Source organism: Arthrobacter sp. zg-Y179 (assembly GCF_020907345.1).
Classification (GTDB): domain Bacteria; phylum Actinomycetota; class Actinomycetes; order Actinomycetales; family Micrococcaceae; genus Arthrobacter_B; species Arthrobacter_B jinronghuae.
Window position 1 is genome coordinate 178,944 of record NZ_JAJJOB010000007.1, and the last position, 19,262, is coordinate 198,205.

15 protein-coding genes are annotated in these 19,262 nt (G+C 66.9%); 10 read left to right on the plus strand and 5 right to left on the minus strand.

The annotated features are described in order from the left end of the window. The first annotated feature begins 45 nt into the window (after window positions 1-45). The 3 genes from secD (at window position 46) to LOC56_RS08085 (ending at window position 5,397) form a co-directional block, all read left to right on the plus strand. Window positions 46-1,773, plus strand: coding sequence for a protein translocase subunit SecD (gene secD / locus LOC56_RS08075; RefSeq protein ID WP_229951767.1), 1,728 nt, complete (start codon window positions 46-48; stop codon window positions 1,771-1,773). Then, window positions 1,773-2,789, plus strand: coding sequence for a protein translocase subunit SecF (gene secF / locus LOC56_RS08080; RefSeq protein WP_229951768.1), 1,017 nt, complete (start codon window positions 1,773-1,775; stop codon window positions 2,787-2,789). Before secD ends, secF begins: the two co-directional genes overlap by 1 nt. Before the next feature lie 271 nt (window positions 2,790-3,060). Then, entirely contained in the window at window positions 3,061-5,397 is a 2,337-nt protein-coding gene (locus tag LOC56_RS08085) for a RelA/SpoT family protein (protein ID WP_229951877.1), read from the plus strand. Between the two features lie 25 nt (window positions 5,398-5,422). Here LOC56_RS08085 and LOC56_RS08090 read toward each other — a convergent pair whose 3' ends face one another. From LOC56_RS08090 to LOC56_RS08100, 3 genes are all read right to left on the minus strand, one after another. Then, window positions 5,423-6,031, minus strand: a complete 609-nt coding sequence (locus tag LOC56_RS08090; RefSeq protein ID WP_229951769.1) for a type IV toxin-antitoxin system AbiEi family antitoxin — start codon at window positions 6,029-6,031, stop codon at window positions 5,423-5,425. Window positions 6,032-6,132: 101 nt separating this feature from the next. Further along, a complete protein-coding gene (locus LOC56_RS08095) occupies window positions 6,133-7,563 on the minus strand; it encodes a DUF349 domain-containing protein (RefSeq protein WP_229951770.1) in 1,431 nt (476 codons plus the stop codon). A 53-nt stretch (window positions 7,564-7,616) separates the two neighbouring features. Continuing rightward, entirely contained in the window at window positions 7,617-8,375 is a 759-nt protein-coding gene (locus tag LOC56_RS08100) for a peptidylprolyl isomerase (protein ID WP_229951771.1), read from the minus strand. Window positions 8,376-8,559: 184 nt separating this feature from the next. Here LOC56_RS08100 and hisS point away from each other — a divergent pair, with 184 nt between their 5' ends. Together hisS and LOC56_RS08110 are read left to right on the plus strand one after the other, a co-directional pair. Further along, window positions 8,560-9,915 carry a histidine--tRNA ligase gene (gene hisS, locus LOC56_RS08105; RefSeq protein ID WP_229951772.1) on the plus strand — a complete coding sequence of 452 codons (1,356 nt, stop codon included), beginning with the start codon at window positions 8,560-8,562 and terminating at the stop codon, window positions 9,913-9,915. 154 nt (window positions 9,916-10,069) lie between these two features. Further along, window positions 10,070-11,080 (plus strand): adenosine deaminase, encoded by a 1,011-nt coding sequence (locus LOC56_RS08110; RefSeq protein WP_229951773.1) that lies wholly within the window; start codon window positions 10,070-10,072, stop codon window positions 11,078-11,080. Window positions 11,081-11,086: 6 nt separating this feature from the next. Here LOC56_RS08110 and LOC56_RS08115 read toward each other — a convergent pair whose 3' ends face one another. Then, on the minus strand, window positions 11,087-12,436 hold the full coding sequence (locus LOC56_RS08115) for an APC family permease (RefSeq protein ID WP_229951774.1): 1,350 nt from the start codon (window positions 12,434-12,436) through the stop codon (window positions 11,087-11,089). A 77-nt stretch (window positions 12,437-12,513) separates the two neighbouring features. Between LOC56_RS08115 and aspS the strand changes: the two genes are divergently transcribed. From aspS to LOC56_RS08130, 3 genes are all read left to right on the plus strand, one after another. After that, window positions 12,514-14,307 carry an aspartate--tRNA ligase gene (aspS, locus tag LOC56_RS08120; RefSeq protein ID WP_229951775.1) on the plus strand — a complete coding sequence of 598 codons (1,794 nt, stop codon included), beginning with the start codon at window positions 12,514-12,516 and terminating at the stop codon, window positions 14,305-14,307. A gap of 121 nt (window positions 14,308-14,428) precedes the next feature. Beyond that, complete coding sequence (locus tag LOC56_RS08125) at window positions 14,429-15,265, plus strand: PhzF family phenazine biosynthesis protein (protein WP_229951776.1); 837 nt, start codon at window positions 14,429-14,431, stop codon at window positions 15,263-15,265. Between the two features lie 8 nt (window positions 15,266-15,273). Next, the gene (locus LOC56_RS08130; protein ID WP_229951777.1) at window positions 15,274-16,314 is read left to right on the plus strand and encodes a nitronate monooxygenase; all 1,041 of its coding nucleotides are present in this window, start codon (window positions 15,274-15,276) and stop codon (window positions 16,312-16,314) included. A gap of 26 nt (window positions 16,315-16,340) precedes the next feature. Here the strand turns inward: LOC56_RS08130 and LOC56_RS08135 are convergent, their stop codons facing one another. Further along, complete coding sequence (locus LOC56_RS08135; RefSeq protein ID WP_229951778.1) at window positions 16,341-16,928, minus strand: Vms1/Ankzf1 family peptidyl-tRNA hydrolase; 588 nt, start codon at window positions 16,926-16,928, stop codon at window positions 16,341-16,343. 188 nt (window positions 16,929-17,116) lie between these two features. Here LOC56_RS08135 and LOC56_RS08140 point away from each other — a divergent pair, with 188 nt between their 5' ends. Together LOC56_RS08140 and rpsD are read left to right on the plus strand one after the other, a co-directional pair. Continuing rightward, complete coding sequence (locus LOC56_RS08140) at window positions 17,117-18,412, plus strand: replication-associated recombination protein A (protein WP_442860084.1); 1,296 nt, start codon at window positions 17,117-17,119, stop codon at window positions 18,410-18,412. Between the two features lie 208 nt (window positions 18,413-18,620). Next, window positions 18,621-19,247 (plus strand): 30S ribosomal protein S4, encoded by a 627-nt coding sequence (rpsD, locus tag LOC56_RS08145; protein ID WP_104054795.1) that lies wholly within the window; start codon window positions 18,621-18,623, stop codon window positions 19,245-19,247. The last annotated feature ends 15 nt before the right edge of the window (window positions 19,248-19,262 follow it).

A 19,262-nucleotide genomic window follows, 5' to 3' on the forward strand; every position in this document is an offset into this window, starting at 1 on the left:
GACCATGACGGTCCCGGTGATCTTCGCCCTTAAGGAAAATTCCCTATGCCCCGTACCGGCCCCGGCTCGGCCGCGAAAAAGACGCTCCTCTGGTTGGGCGTCATTTTTGCTGCCTTGGCCCTTTTGCTTGGCGGTGGTTCCATGTGGAGCAACGCCAGTTGGACCCCGAAACTCGCCCTCGACCTTGAGGGCGGCACCCAGATGATCCTTGCTCCCGAGGTGCAGGGCGGTGACTCCGAAATCACCACCGAACAGCTCGACCAGGCCGTGGAGATTATCCGCCAGCGCGTGGACGGCAGCGGCGTCTCCGAAGCGGAGATCAGCACGCAGTCCAACCGCAACGTCGTGGTGTCGCTGCCCGGTGTCCCCGATCCCGAGACCCGCGAGCTGATCCAGGCTTCCGCGAACATGGAGTTCCGTCCGGTCCTCACCGGCGGCGGGGGACAGGGTGCAGCAGTAACGGATCCCACTCCTGCGGAACAGCTGCCCACCCCGTCGGCGGAACCCACGGATGCTTCGGACACCAACTGGATTTCACCCGAGCTGCAGACACAGTTCGAAACCACTGATTGCCTGAACCCGGACACCATCGCCAACGCGGAGCAGGCACCGGCCGACCAGCCGATGGTGGCCTGCGAGCCCGGCACCGCCGGCAAGTACATCCTGGGCCCGGTTGAAGTTCCCGGTGTAGACATCTCCACCGCCAGCTTCGGTATGGCACAGGGCAACAACGGTGTCTCCACCAACCAGTGGGCCGTGAACATCGAGTTCAACGGAGAGGGCACCGACAAGTTCCGCGACGTGACCGAGCGTCTCTTCGCCTTCCCGCAGGGCGACCCGCGGAACCAGTTCGCCATCGTCCTCGACGGGCAGATCATTTCCGCGCCGACCGTCAACGCGGTCATCACCGACGGCAAGCCCCAGATCACCGGCAACTTCACGCAGGAAAGCTCCGAAGCGCTGTCCGAGCAGCTGAAATACGGCGCCCTGCCGATCAGCTTCGAGATCCAGAGCGAACAGCAGGTCTCGGCAACCCTCGGCTCCGACCAGCTGAGGATGGGCATCATCGCCGGCCTGATCGGCCTGGCCCTGGTCGCCGTCTACTCGCTCTTCCAGTACCGTGCGCTGGGCTTCGTCACCATCGCCTCCCTCGTCGTCGCCGGGCTGCTGTCCTACCTGGCCATCGCCATCCTGGGCTGGAGCCACAACTACCGGCTCTCGCTGGCAGGCGTGGCCGGCCTGATCGTCGCCATCGGGCAGACTGCGGACTCGTTCATCGTGTACTTCGAACGCATCCGTGACGAGCTTCGCGACGGCCGCGGCCTGGTTTCCGCGGTGGACAACGGGTGGAAGCGCGCCAAGCGCACCGTCCTGGCCTCCAAGGCCGTAAACATCCTCGCCGCCGTCGTCCTGTACTTCGTGGCAGTGGGCAACGTGCGCGGCTTTGCGTTCACCCTGGGCCTCACCGCCATTGCGGACCTCATCGTGGTCTTTATGTTCACGCACCCCACCATGGTGCTTCTGGCCCGCACCAAGTTCTTCGGTGACGGCCACCGCTTCTCCGGCCTCGATCCGAGCAAGCTGGGCGCCGTACCGCTGTACCGCGGTGCAGGACGCCTGCGGGATCCCTCCGAAGCGCCGGCTGCGCGCGCCAAGAACAAGGGAGCGGCCAAGGAAGCCGAACGACGGATGACCATCGCCGAACGGCGGCTTGCCGAAAAGCAGGATTCAATGGCCGGTAGCGGCCGCAGCTCCGAGAAGGACGGCGAGTAATGAGTAAGCTCCCCAGTTTCGCCGCATTCGGCAACGACCTTTACACCGGCAAGCGGTCCTACAACTTCGTTGGCAAGGCAAAGCTGTGGTTCATCATCGCAGCGGCAGCCGTGCTGCTTTCGATCGCCATACCGGTGGCCAAGGGCGGATTCAACCTCGGCATCGAGTTCCGCGGCGGCTCCGAATTCACGGTCTCCAACGTCAGCAACACCGACGTCAGCGGCGGCGAGAAGGCCGTGGCCGAGGTTGCCGGGACCGCCGACCCGAAGGTCACCAACATCGCCCCGGGCACCATGCGGATCCAGACGGAGAAGCTGAGCGATGACCAGACGATCGAGGTCAAGGAATCACTGGCGGATACCTACGGCGTAAGCCAGGACGAGGTCACCTCCACCTTCATCGGTCCCACCTGGGGCAGCGACGTCAGCCGGCAGGCGCTGGTGGGCCTCGTCGTCTTCGTGGCACTGGCTGCGGTGCTGATGGCCTTGTACTTCCGGACCTGGAAGATGTCGGTTGCCGCCGTCGTCGGACTGTTGGTGGTTATGGTGGTCACCGCCGGCGTCTACGCCCTGAGCGGTTTCGAAGTCACGCCGTCGGCCATCATCGGTTTCCTTACCGTGCTCAGCTACTCGCTGTATGACACGGTGGTGGTGTTCGACAAGGTCCGGGAAAACACGAAGGACCTGGACAAGCGGACCAAGCGGACCTTCGCGGAAGAAGTGAACCTGGCCGTGAACCAGACCCTGGTGCGGTCCATCAACACTTCCGTGGTGGCAGTCCTCCCGGTGGCCTCCATCCTGTTCATCGGTGCGCTGCTGCTGGGCGCCGGAACCCTGAAGGATCTGTCCCTGGCATTGTTCGTGGGCATCATCCTGGGCACCGTTGCGACCATCTACATTGCAGCGCCGCTGTACGCGTGGCTGCGCCGGAATGAACCGGACATCCGCAAGCAGGCCAAGCGGGTGGCCGAGCGCCGGGCAAGCGAAGCCAAGGGCTCGACGGCGGTCAGCGCCTAAGGGGCAAATCCCGCTCCGACCATCCGGTTCCGTACTCCATGCCAAGCGAGTACGGAACCGGCGGTTTAAGTGCGGTGCGGGCAGGCTTAGACTGGTTGACAGGGCTGCGTAAAGCGCGGCCGCCAAAACGTTTTGACCACCTGCTTTTGAGAGCACGGAAGAAAGGTCGTCAGTGGCCAACAGTGCAACGCCTGCCGATAAGGCAGGAAACAGCGGCACCTCGGGAACCGGCTCGGGGCACGAGAGCACCGCAGCGCGCGAAGCTGCGGCAATGGACGCTGCCGCAAGCACCACTGACGCCCTGCTTCCAGTAACCGGCCCGGCTTCCGCTCCGGTGAAAGTCGGCAGCGGCGCGGGCCGTGCGCCCTCGACCGGCCGCCGTGCCTCCACCCGTGCACGGCTCGCCCGGCTGGCAGGCCGGGGCCACCCCGGTTACTCGCCGATGCTGGAACCGCTGCTCCGCACGGTCCGGGTCAACAACCCCAAGGAAGACCTGGAGCTGATCCAGCGCGCCTATGTGGTTGCCGAGCGCAGCCACGAGGGCCAGAAGCGCAAGAGCGGGGATCCGTATATCACGCATCCGGTGGCGGTGGCGACCATCCTGGCGGAGCTGGGCATGACCGGCACCACTCTGGCCGCGGCGCTGCTGCATGACACGGTGGAGGACACCAGCTATACCCTGGACGAGCTGCGGGGCGAGTTCGGCCCCGAGGTGGCCATGCTCGTGGACGGTGTCACGAAGCTGGACAAGGTCACCTTCGGCGATGCGGCGCAGTCCGAGACCGTGCGCAAAATGGTCGTTGCCATGGCCAAGGACATCCGCGTCCTGGTCATCAAGCTCGCGGACCGGCTGCACAACGCCCGCACCTGGCGGTTTGTCTCGCCGGAATCGTCCGCCAAAAAGGCGCGCGAAACCCTGGAAATCTTCGCTCCGCTGGCCCACCGGCTGGGTATGAACACCATCAAGTGGGAGCTGGAGGATCTTTCCTTCGCCGCGCTGCATCCCAAGGTGTATGACGAAATCGTGCGGATGGTGGGGGACCGGACGCCGGAACGGGAAAAGTACCTGGGCACCGTACGGTCGCAGATCGCCGATGACCTGCATGCGGTCAAGATCAAGGCCACCATCACCGGCCGGCCCAAGCACTATTACTCGATCTACCAGAAGATGATCGTGCGGGGCAAAGACTTCGACGACATCCATGACCTGATGGGCGTGCGCGTCCTGGTGGACTCCGTCCGCGACTGCTACGCCACCCTCGGTGCCCTGCATTCGCGGTGGAACCCCCTGCCCGGGCGGTTCAAGGACTACATCGCGATGCCGAAGTTCAACATGTACCAGTCGCTGCACACCACGGTGATCGGCCCCGGGGGCAAGCCCGTGGAAATCCAGATCCGCACGCACGACATGCACCGCCGCGCCGAATACGGTGTGGCCGCGCACTGGAAGTACAAGGACGGAAACAAGGGCCCCGAAGCCCCTGACGACATGGGCTGGCTGCGCAGCCTCGTGGACTGGCAGCAGGAAACCTCGGATCCCGACGAGTTCCTGGATTCGCTGCGGTTCGAGATCAATGCGCGCGAAGTCTTCGTCTTTACGCCCAAGGGCGAGGTCATGGCGCTTCCGGCCGGGTCGACGCCGGTGGACTTCGCCTACGCCGTCCACACCGAGGTGGGCCACCGGACCATCGGTGCACGCGTCAACGGGAAACTGGTGCCGCTCAACAGCGAACTGCAGCACGGCGACTGGGTGGAGATCTTCACCTCCAAGGCCGAGGGCGCCGGACCCAGCCAGGACTGGCAGGGCTTCGTCAAGAGCCCGCGCGCCCGGAACAAGATCCGGCAGTGGTTCACCAAGGAACGCCGCGAAGAGGCAATCGAAAAGGGCAAGGACCTGCTCACCCGCGGCATGCGCAAGCAGAACCTGCCGCTGCAGCGCCTGATGACGCACGATGCACTGGTGGCGGTGGCCGAAGAACTGCACCACCAGGACATTTCCGCGCTGTACGCCGCAGTGGGCGACGGCCACACCTCCGCGCAGAACGTCATTGAGCACCTGGTCAACCTGATGGGCGGGCACCAGGGCGCCGAGGAGGACCTGGCCGAAACGCCGGTGTCCACCGCGGCCCGCCGTCCCAAGTTCTCCGATTCCGGCGTCACCGTGCGCGGCACCGGCGACGTATGGGTCAAACTGGCCCGCTGCTGCACCCCTGTCCCGCCGGATCCGATCATCGGGTTCGTGACCCGCGGTTCGGGTGTTTCGGTACACCGCAGCGACTGCCGCAACGTACAGGAACTGCGCGCCACACCGGACCGCATTGTCCCCGTGGAATGGGCACCCACCCAGTCCAGTGTCTTCCTGGTCGAGATCCAGGTGGAAGCGCTGGACCGCAAGAGCCTGCTGTCGGACGTGACGCGGGTCCTCTCGGACAACCACGTGAACATCCTCTCCGCCAGCGTCAACACCTCCAGCGACCGCGTGGCGATGTCGAAGTTCGTGTTCGAGATGGGGGACCCGAAGTATCTGAACCACATCCTCAGCGCGGTCCGCAAGATCGACGGCGTGTTCGACGTCTACCGCACCACTGGGTCGCAGCGGCGGGTCTAGGCGCCGGGTTCCGCTAACCGATCGGCTAGGCGGCGGCAGCCGCAACGCGTTCCAGCGCCGCTGCTTTGCCCGGTATCCGGTTTCCGGCTTCCAGGGCACGCTGCACGAGGTCCAGCCGGCAGGTCAGGGCCGGGAGCGCGGCCAGGCGCCGCAGGGTGGAGACCGCGTCTGCGGTGCCCGCATAGAGGGCGACGTCGACGGCGGTCCGCAGCGGTGAGCTAACGGACACCGTTCCCACGTCCGCACGGTCTGCAGGGCCCAGCAGGACCTCGTGGAGGACCGCGGTACTGAAGGGCTGCAGAGCACTGGTGCGGCTGCGGCGGTCCGCCAGGACATCGAGGCGGGACGGCCGCGGAGCGCAGCCGTAGATCCAGGCAGCGGTCATTCGTCCCATGGTCAGCCGGCGGCGCAGCTGCACGGGCAGCTCGGCCGACGCCGCGAGGGCACGGACCACCGGGTCCGGCCGGACATCCCAGCGTACAAAGGTTCCCGCGTACACATGGCGGAGCAGCCCGTCCATCGCCATGGCCTGGAGTTCCTCGTGCCGGAACACGTCACCCGCGGTGAACAGCGCTCCGCCCGTGGAAGTGATTTGCGGGAGGGCGCCGGGGTAGGGAAAGAGCTGCGCGGGCATACACACCAGCATGTGCAGCCTGCGGGCAAAGCGAAAGCCCCGCCCCGCCCGTTGTGGATAACGGGAAGGACGGGGCTTTCGCCGTGGAGACGCTACATGGCCTAGGCGAAGTCCTGCGCGGACTTCTGCAGCATTGCCAGCCACTGCTGGCGGGCTTCCAGGGCCTCGCGGGCGTCCGCGATCTTTTTCGCGTTGCCCGCCTTCTCGGCGTCGGCCAGGTCCTGTTCGAGGGACGCGATGGTCGCCTCCAGCTGGGACAGGGCCGAGTTGGTGCGTGCCTTGGTCTCGGGGTTGCTCCGCTGCCAGTGCTCGTCTTCGGCAGCCTTCACGGCTTCCTCAACCTTGCGGATGCCGGCTTCCATGCGGCCCATATCCGCCCGGGGCACCTTGCCGGCGTCTTCCCAGCGTTCCCGGATCGACTGGAGGGCCTTGCGGGCCGAGTTCAGGTCCGTGATCGGCAGCAGGGCCTGTGCTTCCCGCAGCAGCTCTTCCTTGACCACGAGGTTCGCGGCGAATTCCTCGTCGATAACCTCGTTCGCTGCCTGGCGGGCGGCGAAGAACTTATCCTGCGCCGCACGGAAGCGGGCCCACAGGGCATCGTCGTCCTTGCGGCTGGCGCGCTTGGAGGCCTTCCACTCGTCCATGAGCTGCCGGTATTCAGCGGCGGTGTTGCCCCAGTCCGTGGATGTGGCCAGTTCCTCGGCGCGGGCAATAAGTGCCTCCTTCGCAGCCTTGGCGGACGAGTTTTCACTGTCCAGCTGGGAGAAGTAGGCACGGCGGTGGCGGTCGAAGACCGTGCGGGCGGAGCGGAACCGCTTCCACAGGGTGTCCTCGGTGCTGCGGCCCAGGCGCGGGCCGTTCTTCTGCGCGGTCTTCCACGCATCGAACAGCTCGTTCATCCGGTTGCTGCTGGTCTTCCACTGGATAGTGGCCGGGTCCTTGGCAGCGATTTCCTCCGCCTCGGCAACAATGGCTTCACGGGCGGCAAGCTCACGCGCCTTGGCGGCCTCAGCCTCGGCGCGCTCGGCGGCCTCGGCTTCCTGAAGCGAGGCTTCGAGGGCTTCGATGCGGGCATCGAGCGCCTTGATGTCACCCACCATCTTGCGCTCGGCCACCTGCTGGGCCAGGTGCTTCAGGGTCTTGTGGATGTCCGCAGCCGGAGCCTTGACCTGCACCCGCTGCTCAAGGAGCAGGAGCTGGCTGGCGACGTCGTCGTACTTGCGCACGAAGTAGGCCAGTGCTTCTTCCTTGGAGGCGTCGGGGAACTGGCCGACGGCGGATTCCTCGCCGTCCACGATCAGGAAGACATGGCCGTCCTCCTCGATCCGCGCGAAGCGGGCGGCTTCCTCCAGCGGGGTGGAGTGGGCCGCCGGGGCAGCCACCACCGGCTGGGCTGCCGCGCCGGGCCGGGGGCCTACGGCTGCGGGAGAGGGCCGTCGCGCCGCAAGTGCTGCGGGGCTCGGAGTGGCAGGCCGGGACGTCTCCGTAGTGGACGGGCCTGCTGTTTCGTCGGATTTCTGACTGTCTGTCACCGCTAAAAGTCTTTCACTCGATGGATGGCAGTTTGCGAAGCCCGCGCCGCCACTTAGTTCAGGGTGAACGAGTTGATCGTCACCGGGTCTTTCGGGAAACCATCGGTCTCCCCGGAGGCTGTCCCCGAGGAAGCAATGGCCTCCAGTACGTCAAGACCTGACGTTACCTTACCCATTATCGTGTAGCCGCCGGTTTCCTGCGTTAGCGTCGAATCCTTGTAAACAATGAAGAACTGTGTGCCGTGGCTCATGACGTCGTCGCCGCGGGCGACGGCGATGGTGCCGGCGGGGTAGAAACCGTCGGCGGGTGTGTTCTCCACCGGCCCCCACAGGAAGTCCTGGTCTGCCTTTCCGTCCCCGTTCGGCGAACCGCACTGGAGCACGGAGGTGGATTCGGTGGCGGTCAGACGGTGGCAGTCCTTGCCGGTGAAGTAGCCCGCATCGGCAAGCGTCTTGAAGGAGGCAACCGCCTGGGGTGCCGCATTGCCGTCCAGTTCCACGCCGATCTCGCCCTGGCCCAGGGCCAGCGACCCGGTGAAGGTCTTGCCCTCGGCGACGGAGGGATCCGGAACGTCGGGCAGTTCGGCGACGCTGGCCTGGTCCCGCAGCAGCTCCAGGTCCTCCGCAGTGGGGTCGGAACTGAACCAGGCCACCTGCAGCGCAACGGAAAGGGCCAGGACAACGACGGCGGCGGATGCGGCGAAGAGGTTGTCGCGCCTGCGCCGCTTGGCACGGGCGGCGGCGAAGGCCTTCCGTGCTTCCATCCGGGCCAGCCGGCGCCTGTCTTCACGGCTGGTGCGGTTTGCTGCCACCGTTGCCTCCTGTACTGGATCGGGATCGGGGATCGGGCCTGGGACCGGCGCGCGGGTCTAAAACGGGGGCTGCGTCCCAAGCGGCTAAAATGAGTGCCGCACATAGTTTATGCACGCGGTTGCGTGCACCGTGGCCGGGCGGGGTTCCGCCTGTGCCGTTTCGCACACCTAAGGAGTTGCCATCATGGCACGCAAGGCCTCACTGTCCGGTTTCCCCGAATGGCTACCGCAGGAGCGCCTTGTTGAACTCCATGTTTTGGACGTACTGCGCCGCACCTTCGAACTGCACGGCTTCTCCAACATCGAAACCCGCGCCGTGGAAACGGTGGGCCAGCTGCTGCGCAAGGGAGATATCGACAAGGAAGTTTATGCACTCAGCCGGCTGCAGGCCGAAGAGGGCGAGGCGGCCGGCAAGGAAGATCCCAACCAGCTGGCCCTGCACTTCGACCTGACGGTGCCGTTTGCCCGCTACGTGGTGGAGAACGCCGGCCACCTCTCCTTCCCGTTCCGCCGCTACCAGATCCAGAAGGTCTGGCGCGGCGAGCGTCCGCAGGAAGGCCGCGCCCGCGAGTTCACGCAGGCCGACATCGATGTGGTGGGTGACGGAGAGCTGCCGTTCCGGTACGACGTCGAGCTGGCGCTGGTGATTGCCGAAGCCCTGGGCGCCCTGCCGATCCCCGAGTTTAAGATCCGGGTCAACAACCGCAAGCTGGCCGAAGGCTTCTACCGCGGCATCGGCCTGGAAGACACCGCCGGAGTGCTGCGCAGCATCGACAAGCTGGAGAAGATCGGCGCGCAGCGCGTGGCCGAGCTCCTGCAGGAAGAACTCGGCGCCACCCCCGAACAGGCGGAGGCTGCCCTGAAACTGGCCTCCATCCGCACGGAGGACACTTCGTTCGTGGAGCAGGTCCGGGCACTGGGCGTGACCAACGAACTGCTCGACGAAGGCCTCGATGAACTGTTCCAGGTCATCAGCGAAGCCTCCCGCCGCGCTCCGGGCCGGGTCCTCGCGGACCTCAGCATTGCCCGCGGCCTGGACTACTACACCGGCACCGTCTACGAAACGGTCCTGGTTGGGCATGAAGCGCTCGGCTCCATCTGCTCCGGCGGACGCTACGATTCCCTGGCCAGCAAGGGCAACCGCACCTTCCCCGGCGTCGGACTCTCCATTGGGGTCACCCGGCTGGTCATGCGCATCCTCAGCCAGGAATTCGCGCAGGCTTCGCGCAGCGTTCCCACCACGGTGCTGCTGACCCTGGCCACCGACGAGTCCTGGTCCGAAGCCCAGGACACCGCCGCCCAGCTGCGCAGCCGCGGGATTTCGGTGGAAGTTGCCCCGAAGGCGGAAAAGTTCGGCAAGCAGATCAAGTTCGCCGACCGCCGGGGCATCCCGTTTGTCTGGTTCACCGCCGAAGACGGCAGCCACGAGGTCAAGGACATCCGGACCGGTGAGCAGGTGCCGGCGGATCCCGCGCTCTGGACCCCGCCGGCCGAGGACCTCACCGTGCAGGTAACCCCCGTGCAGGTGCCGTCCGCCTAGCGATCAGGGCCTCAGCAGCGATGTTCGCGGTAGCCGGTGCCGCAACCGGCGACTGCACGAACGCGGAGATCAGTCTGCCGGTGCTGTGGAACTGGATGAAGCGCAGCTAACCGCATCCATGGCGGTGCACCGCACAGGCCCCTAGGCTTTACCCATGCCTGCCGACCTGCTTCCCACACCGCCCTGCGCCGAACTCCACCTCCACATCGAGGGGACGCTGGAACCGGAGCTGATCTTCGAACTGGCCGGCCGCAACGGCCTCGACCTGCCCTACGACGGCCTCGAGGACCTCCGTGCGCGGTACCGGTTCACGGACCTGCAGTCCTTCCTGGACCTCTATTACTCGAATATGGATGTGCTGCGGACCGAGGCGGACTTCACCGATATGACACGTGCCTACCTGCGCCGGGCAGCGGCGGCCGGGGTGCGGCATGTGGAGATGATGATGGATCCGCAGGCGCACCTCGTCCGCGGAGTCCCGCTGGACGTCTCCGTCGGCGGCGTCTGGGCGGCTTTGGCCCGGAGTGAGGAAGATTTCGGGATTTCAACCGGGCTGATCGCCGCGTTCCTGCGTGACCACCCAGTAGCCGAAGCGCTGCAGGTGCTGGAGGAACTGCTGGCAATGGACGCGCCGATCATCGGGATCGGCCTGGACTCCGCGGAAGTTGGTAACCCGCCGTCGTCGTTCGTTGAGCTGTACCGGCGTGCCCGGGAGGCAGGGCTGCGGAGCGTAGCGCACGCGGGCGAGGAAGGCCCGTCCTCCTACATTGAGCAGGCACTGGACCTGCTTCAGGCAGACCGCATCGACCACGGGATCCGCTGCCTGGATGACCCGGACCTCGTGGACCGTCTGGTCCGCGGGAAAGTGCCGCTGACGGTCTGCCCGCTGTCCAACGTGCGGCTGCAGGCGGTGTCGGGCCTGGCCGAGCATCCCTTGCCGCGGATGCTCGAACACGGCCTGAATATTTCCGTGAACTCGGATGACCCGGCCTACTTTGACGGTTATGTCGATGACAATCTCCGGGCGGTGCAGGAAGCCTTCGGGCTCAGCAGGGCGCAGCTTGCCCTGTTGGCGGCCAACTCGATTGAAGCCTCGTTCGCGTCTGCCGGACGCCGCGCCGAGCTGTTGGGCGAAGTCCGTGCGTGGGAGGCGGCCGGCGCCTAGGCGGGCCTAGAACGGCGGCGGCGTCCTGGGGGTCCGAGGGCGCCGGAAGCTCAACCGGACCACGAGCCCCGCCACGAGGATGATCAGGGTCAGGCTGATGGACACGGGCGGTAGGGCGAGGGCAAGCAGCAGGGCGCCCAACGCACCGGCCAGGTTCAGGATCCGCGGTGCGTAGCGCGTGCGGTCCTTCAGCGTGAAAGCACACACCGTGGTGATGGCCGCGTAGAACAGGAGGGCGAAGGACGCCATCCCCAGCAGAGCGTCCAGATCCCCCAACACGACAAGCATCAGGACGACGGCGGCGGCCGCGGCTTCGGCGGCCCAAGGGGTCTGTCCGCGGCCGAAGCGGGATTCCCTGGACCAGCCGAAGAAGGACGGAAGGTCTCGGTCGGCGGCCATGTCGGAGGCTGTCCGGCCTGCCGATTCCATCAGCGACCACAGTCCGCCCAGGGCAGCGGCGGCAACGGCAAGGATGACGGCACCCGTGCCCACGCCTGCGCCCACACTCTCCAGGGGATCAAGCAGGGGAGCGGTCTCGGCGGACAGTGCAGCCGCTCCGTAGTAGGCCAGCATTGAGGAATCCATGAACCAATACAGTGCGAAGGCCACGGCAATGGCAGCGGGGATCGCGATAGGCAGGTTGCGTGAGGGATTGCGTACACCGGACCCCAGCGTGGCCAGCCGCGTGTACCCGGAGAAAAGGAAGAACAGCAGCCCGGCTGCCTGCAGCACACCCGAAGCGGAGGCCTCAATCTCCGCACCCACCCGCAGCGGCTGGTGGGGTGCCTCGTTGAAGAGCACCACCACGGTGAAGGCCAGGACGCTGAAGACAAAGGCCACTATGAAGCGGGTAACCCAGGAACCCCTGTTTACTCCCAGCAGGTTCACCGCGGCCATAACAACCACGGCTCCCGCCGCGCCGGCCTTGGGATGCTCAGGGAAGACATACGTGCCGAACGCGAGTGCCAGGACAGCCGAGGAAAGCAGCAACGCCCAGACCAGGGTCCAGCCGGAAAGGAAACCGCTGTACGGCCCCAGCAGGATCCTCGCGGCCGTGCGCGCCGTGGCGTCCCCGCCGCGGTCCTCGGGGAGCCGGCGTGAGACGGCCCTGCTGAGCTGGAAGGTGGAGAGCCCGCAGAGGAAGGCCACAACCGCCGCGATGCCGAGGCCCGCGCCCAGCGCCGGTCCTGCAGCAGCCGCAGCCGGAGCGAAAGCGACGAACGCGCCGGCGCCGACGATGGAGCCTAGGCCGGCAGTGGTGGCATCAAAGCCGCCCAGGGGAACACGCGGCTGGGTAGTGCCGGACAACAGGGCCGTCCAATCGGTAGGTGCGTGGCGGGGTGGGGGTCGGTTCACCGGTAAACTCTCAAGTAGACCGTGTATTTACAATGGGCGGAAACAGTGGTTTCCGCAAGTTTTTCGAAAGGACAGCTGTGCTGCGCACTCATGCCCTTGGTTCCCTGAGGGCCGAGCATATTGGACAGACCGTTACTCTCGCAGGATGGGTCGCCCGACGGCGCGACCACGGCGGCGTCGCCTTCCTCGACCTCCGCGATGCCTCGGGTGTGGCGCAGGTTGTGGTGCGTGAAGAGGATGTCTTCCACGGGCTGCGCAACGAGTACGTCCTGCAGATCACCGGCACCGTGCAGAAGCGGCCCGAGGGTAACGAGAACCCGGCGCTGGCCACGGGCGAAGTCGAGGTGATCGCGGACGACGTCGTTATCCTGAACACCTCGGACCCGCTGCCCTTCCAGATCGACGAGCATGTGGAAGTCGGCGAGGAAGCCCGCCTGCGCCACCGTTACCTGGACCTCCGCCGCCCGGCACCGGCCGCCGCCATGCGCCTGCGCTCGGAAGCCAACCGCGTTGCCCGCGAACTGCTGCACGACGAAGGCTTCGTGGAGATCGAAACCCCCACCCTGACCCGGTCCACCCCCGAGGGTGCCCGCGACTTCGTGGTTCCCGCACGCCTGGCCCCGGGTTCCTGGTACGCCCTGCCGCAGTCCCCGCAGCTGTTCAAGCAGCTGCTGCAGGTGGGCGGCTTCGAGAAGTACTACCAGATTGCCCGCTGCTACCGCGACGAGGACTTCCGCGCTGACCGCCAGCCGGAGTTCACGCAGCTGGACATCGAAGCCAGCTTCGTCGAGGAAGACGACATCATCGCCCTGGGCGAGCAGATCGTGAAGTCGCTGTGGAAGCTGATCGGCGTCGAGATCAGCACCCCCATCCCGCGGATGACCTACGCGGATGCCATGGCCCGCTACGGTTCCGACAAGCCGGACCTGCGTTTCGGCCTGGAGCTGACCGAGCTCACCGAATTCTTCAAGGACACCACCTTCCGCGTCTTCCAGGCTCCCTACGTGGGTGCCGTGGTGATGCCGGGCGGCGCGTCCCAGGCACGCCGCACGCTTGATGCCTGGCAGGAATGGGCCAAGCAGCGCGGAGCGAAGGGCCTGGCCTACGTACTGATCCAGGAAGACGGCACGCTGACCGGTCCGGTCGCCAAGAACCTGACCGACTTCGAGCGGGAGAACCTCGCCGAAAAGGTGGGCGCCAAGCCGGGTGACTGCATCTTCTTCGGTGCCGGCGAAAAGAGCGAAGCGCGTGCCCTGCTCGGCGCCGCACGCGTGGAGATCGGCCACCGCACCGGCCTGATCGACCCCAAGGACTGGGCTTTCGTCTGGGTTGTCGACGCGCCGATGTTCGAGCCGGCGTCGGCCGCTGTTGCCGCCGGTGACGTGGCCGTGGGCGGCGGCGCCTGGACGGCCGTGCACCACGCCTTCACCTCGCCCAAGCCCGAATTCATGGACACCTTCGACACGGATCCCGAATCGGCAGTGGCCTACGCCTACGACATCGTCTGCAACGGCAACGAAATCGGCGGCGGTTCCATCCGTATCCACCAGCGCGACGTGCAGGAACGTGTCTTCAAGGTCATGGGCCTTTCACAGGAAGACGCCCAGGAGAAGTTCGGGTTCCTGCTTGAAGGCTTCAAGTACGGCGCACCGCCCCACGGCGGCATCGCCTTCGGCTGGGACCGCGTGGTGGCCCTGCTGGCCGGCACCGACTCCATCCGCGACGTCATCGCCTTCCCGAAGTCCGGCGGCGGCTACGATCCGCTGACGCAGGCTCCGGCACCGATCACGCCGCAGCAGCGCAAGGAAGCCGGCGTGGACTTCAAGCCGGAGGCCAAGAAGGACAAGGAAGCAGCCGCGAAGGAAGCATAGCCTTCCGCCGCAGGCACGGTACCCGGTCGCAGCATGCGGCCGGGTACCGTGCTTTAACCGCGTTTTGGACATGCCCGTTTCCGCTGGACAGTCCGGCACCGGCACCCGATAGTGTTTGGGCATGAGAGATCGCTGGTTCAAGCAGGTGGACGTATTCGGCACCAAGCCCTATCTGGGCAACCCGGTGGCCGTGGTGTTGGATGCAGACGGCGTATCCGACGCAGCCATGGCCTCCTTTGCCCGGTGGACGAACCTGTCGGAGACGACGTTCGTGCTGCCGCCCACGCAGGAAGGCGCCGACTACAGGGTGCGGATCTTCACGCCCGGGGGAGAGATCCCCTTCGCCGGACACCCCACGCTGGGCACCTGCCATGCCTGGCTCGAAGCCGGCAACATTCCGCACTATCCCGGCGTCGTGATCTCCGAATGCGAAGTGGGACTGGTGACCCTGCACGCCTCGGCCGGGATGGCCGCGTTCGGTGCACCGCCGCTGATCCGCTCAGGCGAGCTGGAGGAAGCGGTGCTGAAGCAGGCCGTGGAGGCCCTCGGGATTAGCCGGGACCAGGTCTCCGCCTCGAACTGGATCGACAACGGTCCCGGCTGGCTGGGCCTGCTCCTGAAGGATGCCGAAACCGTGCTGTCCCTGACGCCGGATCCGGCAGCTATGGGGTCCCTGGCCGTGGGAGTCATCGGCCCGCAGCCCGACGGCGGCGAAACGGACTTCGAAGTCCGTGCCTTCGCACCCGGGCACGGGGTGCGGGAGGATCCCGTCACCGGCAGCCTCAACGCCGGACTGGCGCAGTGGCTGATCGGAGCCGGTCTGGCACCGGAGCGTTACACCGTCACACAGGGCACCGTACTGGAGCGTTCCGGGCTGGTGCGGATCTTTACCCGGGACCGGAAAATCTGGGTCGGCGGGGAAACCACCACCTGCATCGACGGCACCGTAAAGCTGTAGCTGCGGGCATGTTTACCCTGGGGTCCCTTCCGCGCGCCGTCGTCGGCGCGCCCATGGCCGGCGGGCCGTCCACTCCGGCGCTGGCAGCGGCGGTCAGCAACGCCGGCGGCCTGGGGTTCCTGGCCGCCGGCTATCGAAGCCCGGAGGCGCTGGCGGAGGAAATCACCGCGACCCGGGCGTTGACCGGGCGGCCGTTCGGAGTAAACCTCTTCGTGCCGGACGCCGCGAACACCGGTGGTTCCGGAACGTCCCGGCAGGTCGCTGCCGCCCTGGCCTACCGGGAGCAGCTCACCCGGGACTATCCGCCGGAGCTGCTGCCGCTGCCGGACCCGGAGGACGACGACGGCTGGGACGCCAAACTCGAATCGGTCCTCCGCCTGCAGGTACCGGTGGTGTCCTTTACCTTCGGCCTGCCCGGCAGGGACGTTATTACTGCGCTCCGGGACGCAGGCACCGCCGTCGCCGTCACCGTGACCACCGCAGCGGAAGCGGAACTGGCCGTTGCGGCCGGCGCACGGATGCTGTGCCTGCAGGGGCCGGAGGCGGGCGGGCACCGCGGGACCTTCGACGCCGCGGCCGATCCGGCCGAGCAGCCGTTGATCGAGCTGGTGCGCGCGGTCCGGGACGGCCTCAGCGCAGCCCGGGTGGAACTCATAGCCGCGGGAGGAATCAGCACTGCTGCACAGGTGCGGACCCTGCGGGCCGCCGGTGCGGACGCCGTGCAGGTCGGCACCGCATTGCTGTTGAGCCCGGAGGCCGGGACCAGTCCCGTGCACCGGGCGGCCCTGCAGGATCCGCAGTTTACGCAGACCGCGCTGACCCGGGCCTTCTCCGGCCGCACCGCCCGGGGACTGGCGAACCGGTTTATGTCCGGGCATCCTGACGCTCCGGCCGCGTACCCGTTGGTCAACCAGGTCACCAAGGGGCTTCGGGCGCAGGCAGCTGCCGCCGGGGATCCGCACGGCACCAGCCTGTGGGCCGGAACCGGTTACCGGTCGGCAGTGGGGGAGCCGGCCGCCGCCGTGGTTGCGCGACTGGGCGTGCGGTAACCGACCGCTAGTGCACTAACCGACCGCTAGGGCAGGCTGATCCGGACGAACACCGAGGCCGCATTGCGGGCGGCCTGTGCCAGCACCGCTGCTTTCGGGTCTGCGACGTCCAGCGGGCGCAGCCGGGGCAGGCCGGCCCAGCGCGCAAACTCCCGCCGTCCGGCCACCTGCTCGGCCAGCATCCGGTCGCCGCCGAAGACGAGGTACTCCGGGGTTGCACCGCTGAATACCGCTGCTGCCTGCTCCGCGGCGATGGCAGCCAACGCGTCGGCCGCGTTGGCCCGGCGGCTGTTGGGTGATCCCGTTTTCGAGCCCAGCAGGCGGCCTTCCCGGGCAACACCCACGGCATATCCGCCGCGGCGGACCAGTACCAGGCCCAGGGTCCGGGCCTGCCCGGCCAGTGAGGCGAGGCGTTCGACGTCGTTGGTTCCCCGCCCCGGACGGCCGTCGGCAGGCCACGGTCCGAGCAGTTCGGCCTCGGCGCCGGACGCGGCCCGGACCTGGATACCTTCGTTTCCGGGCAGGAACTGAAGCGCCCCCTGGTTCGCCTCGAACCGTTCCAGCCAGCCGGCCAGCCGCTCTGCCGGAACATAGGTGGTGCGCGAGGCAGGCATGGCAGGGTCTGCTTTCAACGAAAAGTGGGGTGGACCTGCTCAGGTTACGGCACGAGTAGCCTTGAAGCGTGAATGGTTTGCCGGGGAATGATTTGTTCAGCGTAGACGGAGACGACGACGCAGAGTTCGACGACGCCGGGGCAGCCCCGGGCACGAGAGTGCGGCCGCGCAGCCCCCTGGCTGTCCGGATGCGCCCGCGCACGGTGGACGAGGTGGTGGGACAACAGCACCTGCTCGGCCCCGGCTCCCCGCTGCGCACTCTGGCTTCCTCCGCCGATGAACGCAACCCCGCCGGGCCTTCCTCCGTCATGCTGTGGGGGCCGCCCGGCACCGGCAAGACCACGCTGGCGCACGTCGTCGCCCGGGGTGCGGGCCGCAAGTTCGTGGAACTCTCCGCCATCACGGCCGGCGTCAAGGACGTCCGCCGGGTCATGGAGCAGGCCCTGACGGACCGGGACCTGCACGGCGTCACCACCATCCTCTTCCTGGACGAGATCCACCGCTTCAACAAGGCCCAGCAGGATGCACTGCTGCCCGGAGTGGAAAACCGGTGGGTGGTCCTGATGGCAGCCACCACGGAGAACCCGTCCTTCTCCGTGGTTTCCCCGCTGCTGTCCCGGTCCCTGCTGCTCACCCTGAAGCCGCTGACCGAGGAGGACATTGCCGCCCTGCTCCAACGCGCGGTCGAGGATGAGCGGGGACTCGCGGGCCGGGTCACACTTAGCGCCGAGGCGCTGGAGCACCTGGTCCGGCTGGCGGCAGGGGACGCCCGCCGCGGCCTGACCGCGCTCGAGGCCGCCGCCGGCGTCGCCTACTCCGAGAAAGCGGACGGCGACGACATCCCGGAAGTCACGCTGAAGCATGCCGAAGAGGCACTGGATGTCGCGGCGCTGCGCTACGACCGTGCGGGGGACCAGCACTACGACATCACCAGTGCGTTCATCAAGTCCCTCCGCGGATCGGACGTCGACGCCGCCCTGCACTACCTGGCCCGCATGCTGGAATCGGGGGAGGACCCGCGGTTCATTTCCCGGCGGCTGATCATCTCCGCCTCGGAGGACGTGGGAATGGCGGACCCGACCGCGCTGCAGACCGCCGTCGCGGCCGCGCAGGCCGTCCAGCTGATCGGCATGCCCGAAGGCCGGATCATCCTGGCCGAGGCAGTGGTGCATATTGCCACCGCACCGAAATCCAACGCTGCCTACAACGGCATCAACGCGGCCATTGCCGATGTGCGGGCCGGGCGCGGGCAGGGCGTTCCGCCCCATCTGCGCGATGCCCACTACCCGGGCGCGAAGCAGCTGGGGCACGGCAAGGGTTACGTCTATTCGCACGATTCCCCGCACGGCGTCGCACGCCAGCAGTACGCGCCGGATGACCTGGTCGGAAAGAACTACTACGAACCCACCGGCAACGGAGTGGAGCGCGACATCTCCGCGCGGCTGGAGCGGCTGCGGGGAATCATCCGGGGCGAGAAGTCCTGACCGGCCCCGCCTGCTCCTGCCGGCGGGCCCCGCTGTGCGTGTTAGCATTGATGGTTGACTGGCAAGCCGGTTGTCGATTTCGACACCCTCGGCTGTAGCAGACGGCAGCGGTTGGCCGGAGCTCTCCCTAATGGAGGCCAGCATATTTCGCAGCAGTCACGGCACGTTCTACCGCCGTGGCCAAACCGCCAAACAGTGAAAGGTGAACGTGGCTAACAACACACGTGCACGCCGTCAGGCACGCGCATCGCGCGCCCTCGGCATTGCTTTGACCCCCAAGGCAGCAAAGTACTTCGAGCGTCGGCCTTACCCCCCGGGTGAGCACGGCCGCGCCCGTCGCAAGCAGGACAGCGACTACGCGGTACGTCTGCGTGAAAAGCAGCGTCTGCGCGCCCAGTACGGCATCCGCGAAGCACAGATGACCCGTGTCTTCGAAGAAGCCCGCCGTACCGCCGGCCTGACCGGTGAAAACCTGATCGAACTGCTCGAAATGCGTCTCGACGCACTCGTGCTGCGTGCAGGCTTTGCCCGCACGATCGCCCAGGCCCGCCAGCTGGTTGTGCACCGTCACATCATGGTTGACGGCGCCCGCGTGGACCGCCCGTCCTTCCGCGTTTCCGAAGGCCAGCTCATCCACGTGCACCAGCGCAGCGAGACCATGACGCCGTTCCAGGTTGCCGCAGCCGGCGCCCACCGCGACGTCCTGCCCGCCGTTCCGGGTTACCTCGATGTTTCCCTGGACAAGCTGCAGGCACGCCTCGTGCGTCGCCCGAAGCGCTCGGAAGTCCCCGTGACCTGCGAAGAGCAGCTCGTGGTGGAATACTACGCACGCTAATAACGGAAACTTTTC

Coding starts and splice junctions, on each gene's coding strand:
- LOC56_RS08110 (WP_229951773.1), top strand. CDS start 10,070: ATGCCTGCCGACCTGCTTCCCACACCGCCCTGCGCCGAACTCCACCTC.
- LOC56_RS08140 (WP_442860084.1), top strand. CDS start 17,117: ATGCGCCCGCGCACGGTGGACGAGGTGGTGGGACAACAGCACCTGCTC.
- LOC56_RS08085 (WP_229951877.1), top strand. CDS start 3,061: ATGGACGCTGCCGCAAGCACCACTGACGCCCTGCTTCCAGTAACCGGC.
- LOC56_RS08135 (WP_229951778.1), bottom strand. CDS start 16,928: ATGCCTGCCTCGCGCACCACCTATGTTCCGGCAGAGCGGCTGGCCGGC.
- LOC56_RS08090 (WP_229951769.1), bottom strand. CDS start 6,031: ATGCCCGCGCAGCTCTTTCCCTACCCCGGCGCCCTCCCGCAAATCACT.
- LOC56_RS08130 (WP_229951777.1), top strand. CDS start 15,274: ATGTTTACCCTGGGGTCCCTTCCGCGCGCCGTCGTCGGCGCGCCCATG.
- secD (WP_229951767.1), top strand. CDS start 46: ATGCCCCGTACCGGCCCCGGCTCGGCCGCGAAAAAGACGCTCCTCTGG.
- secF (WP_229951768.1), top strand. CDS start 1,773: ATGAGTAAGCTCCCCAGTTTCGCCGCATTCGGCAACGACCTTTACACC.
- LOC56_RS08125 (WP_229951776.1), top strand. CDS start 14,429: ATGAGAGATCGCTGGTTCAAGCAGGTGGACGTATTCGGCACCAAGCCC.
- hisS (WP_229951772.1), top strand. CDS start 8,560: ATGGCACGCAAGGCCTCACTGTCCGGTTTCCCCGAATGGCTACCGCAG.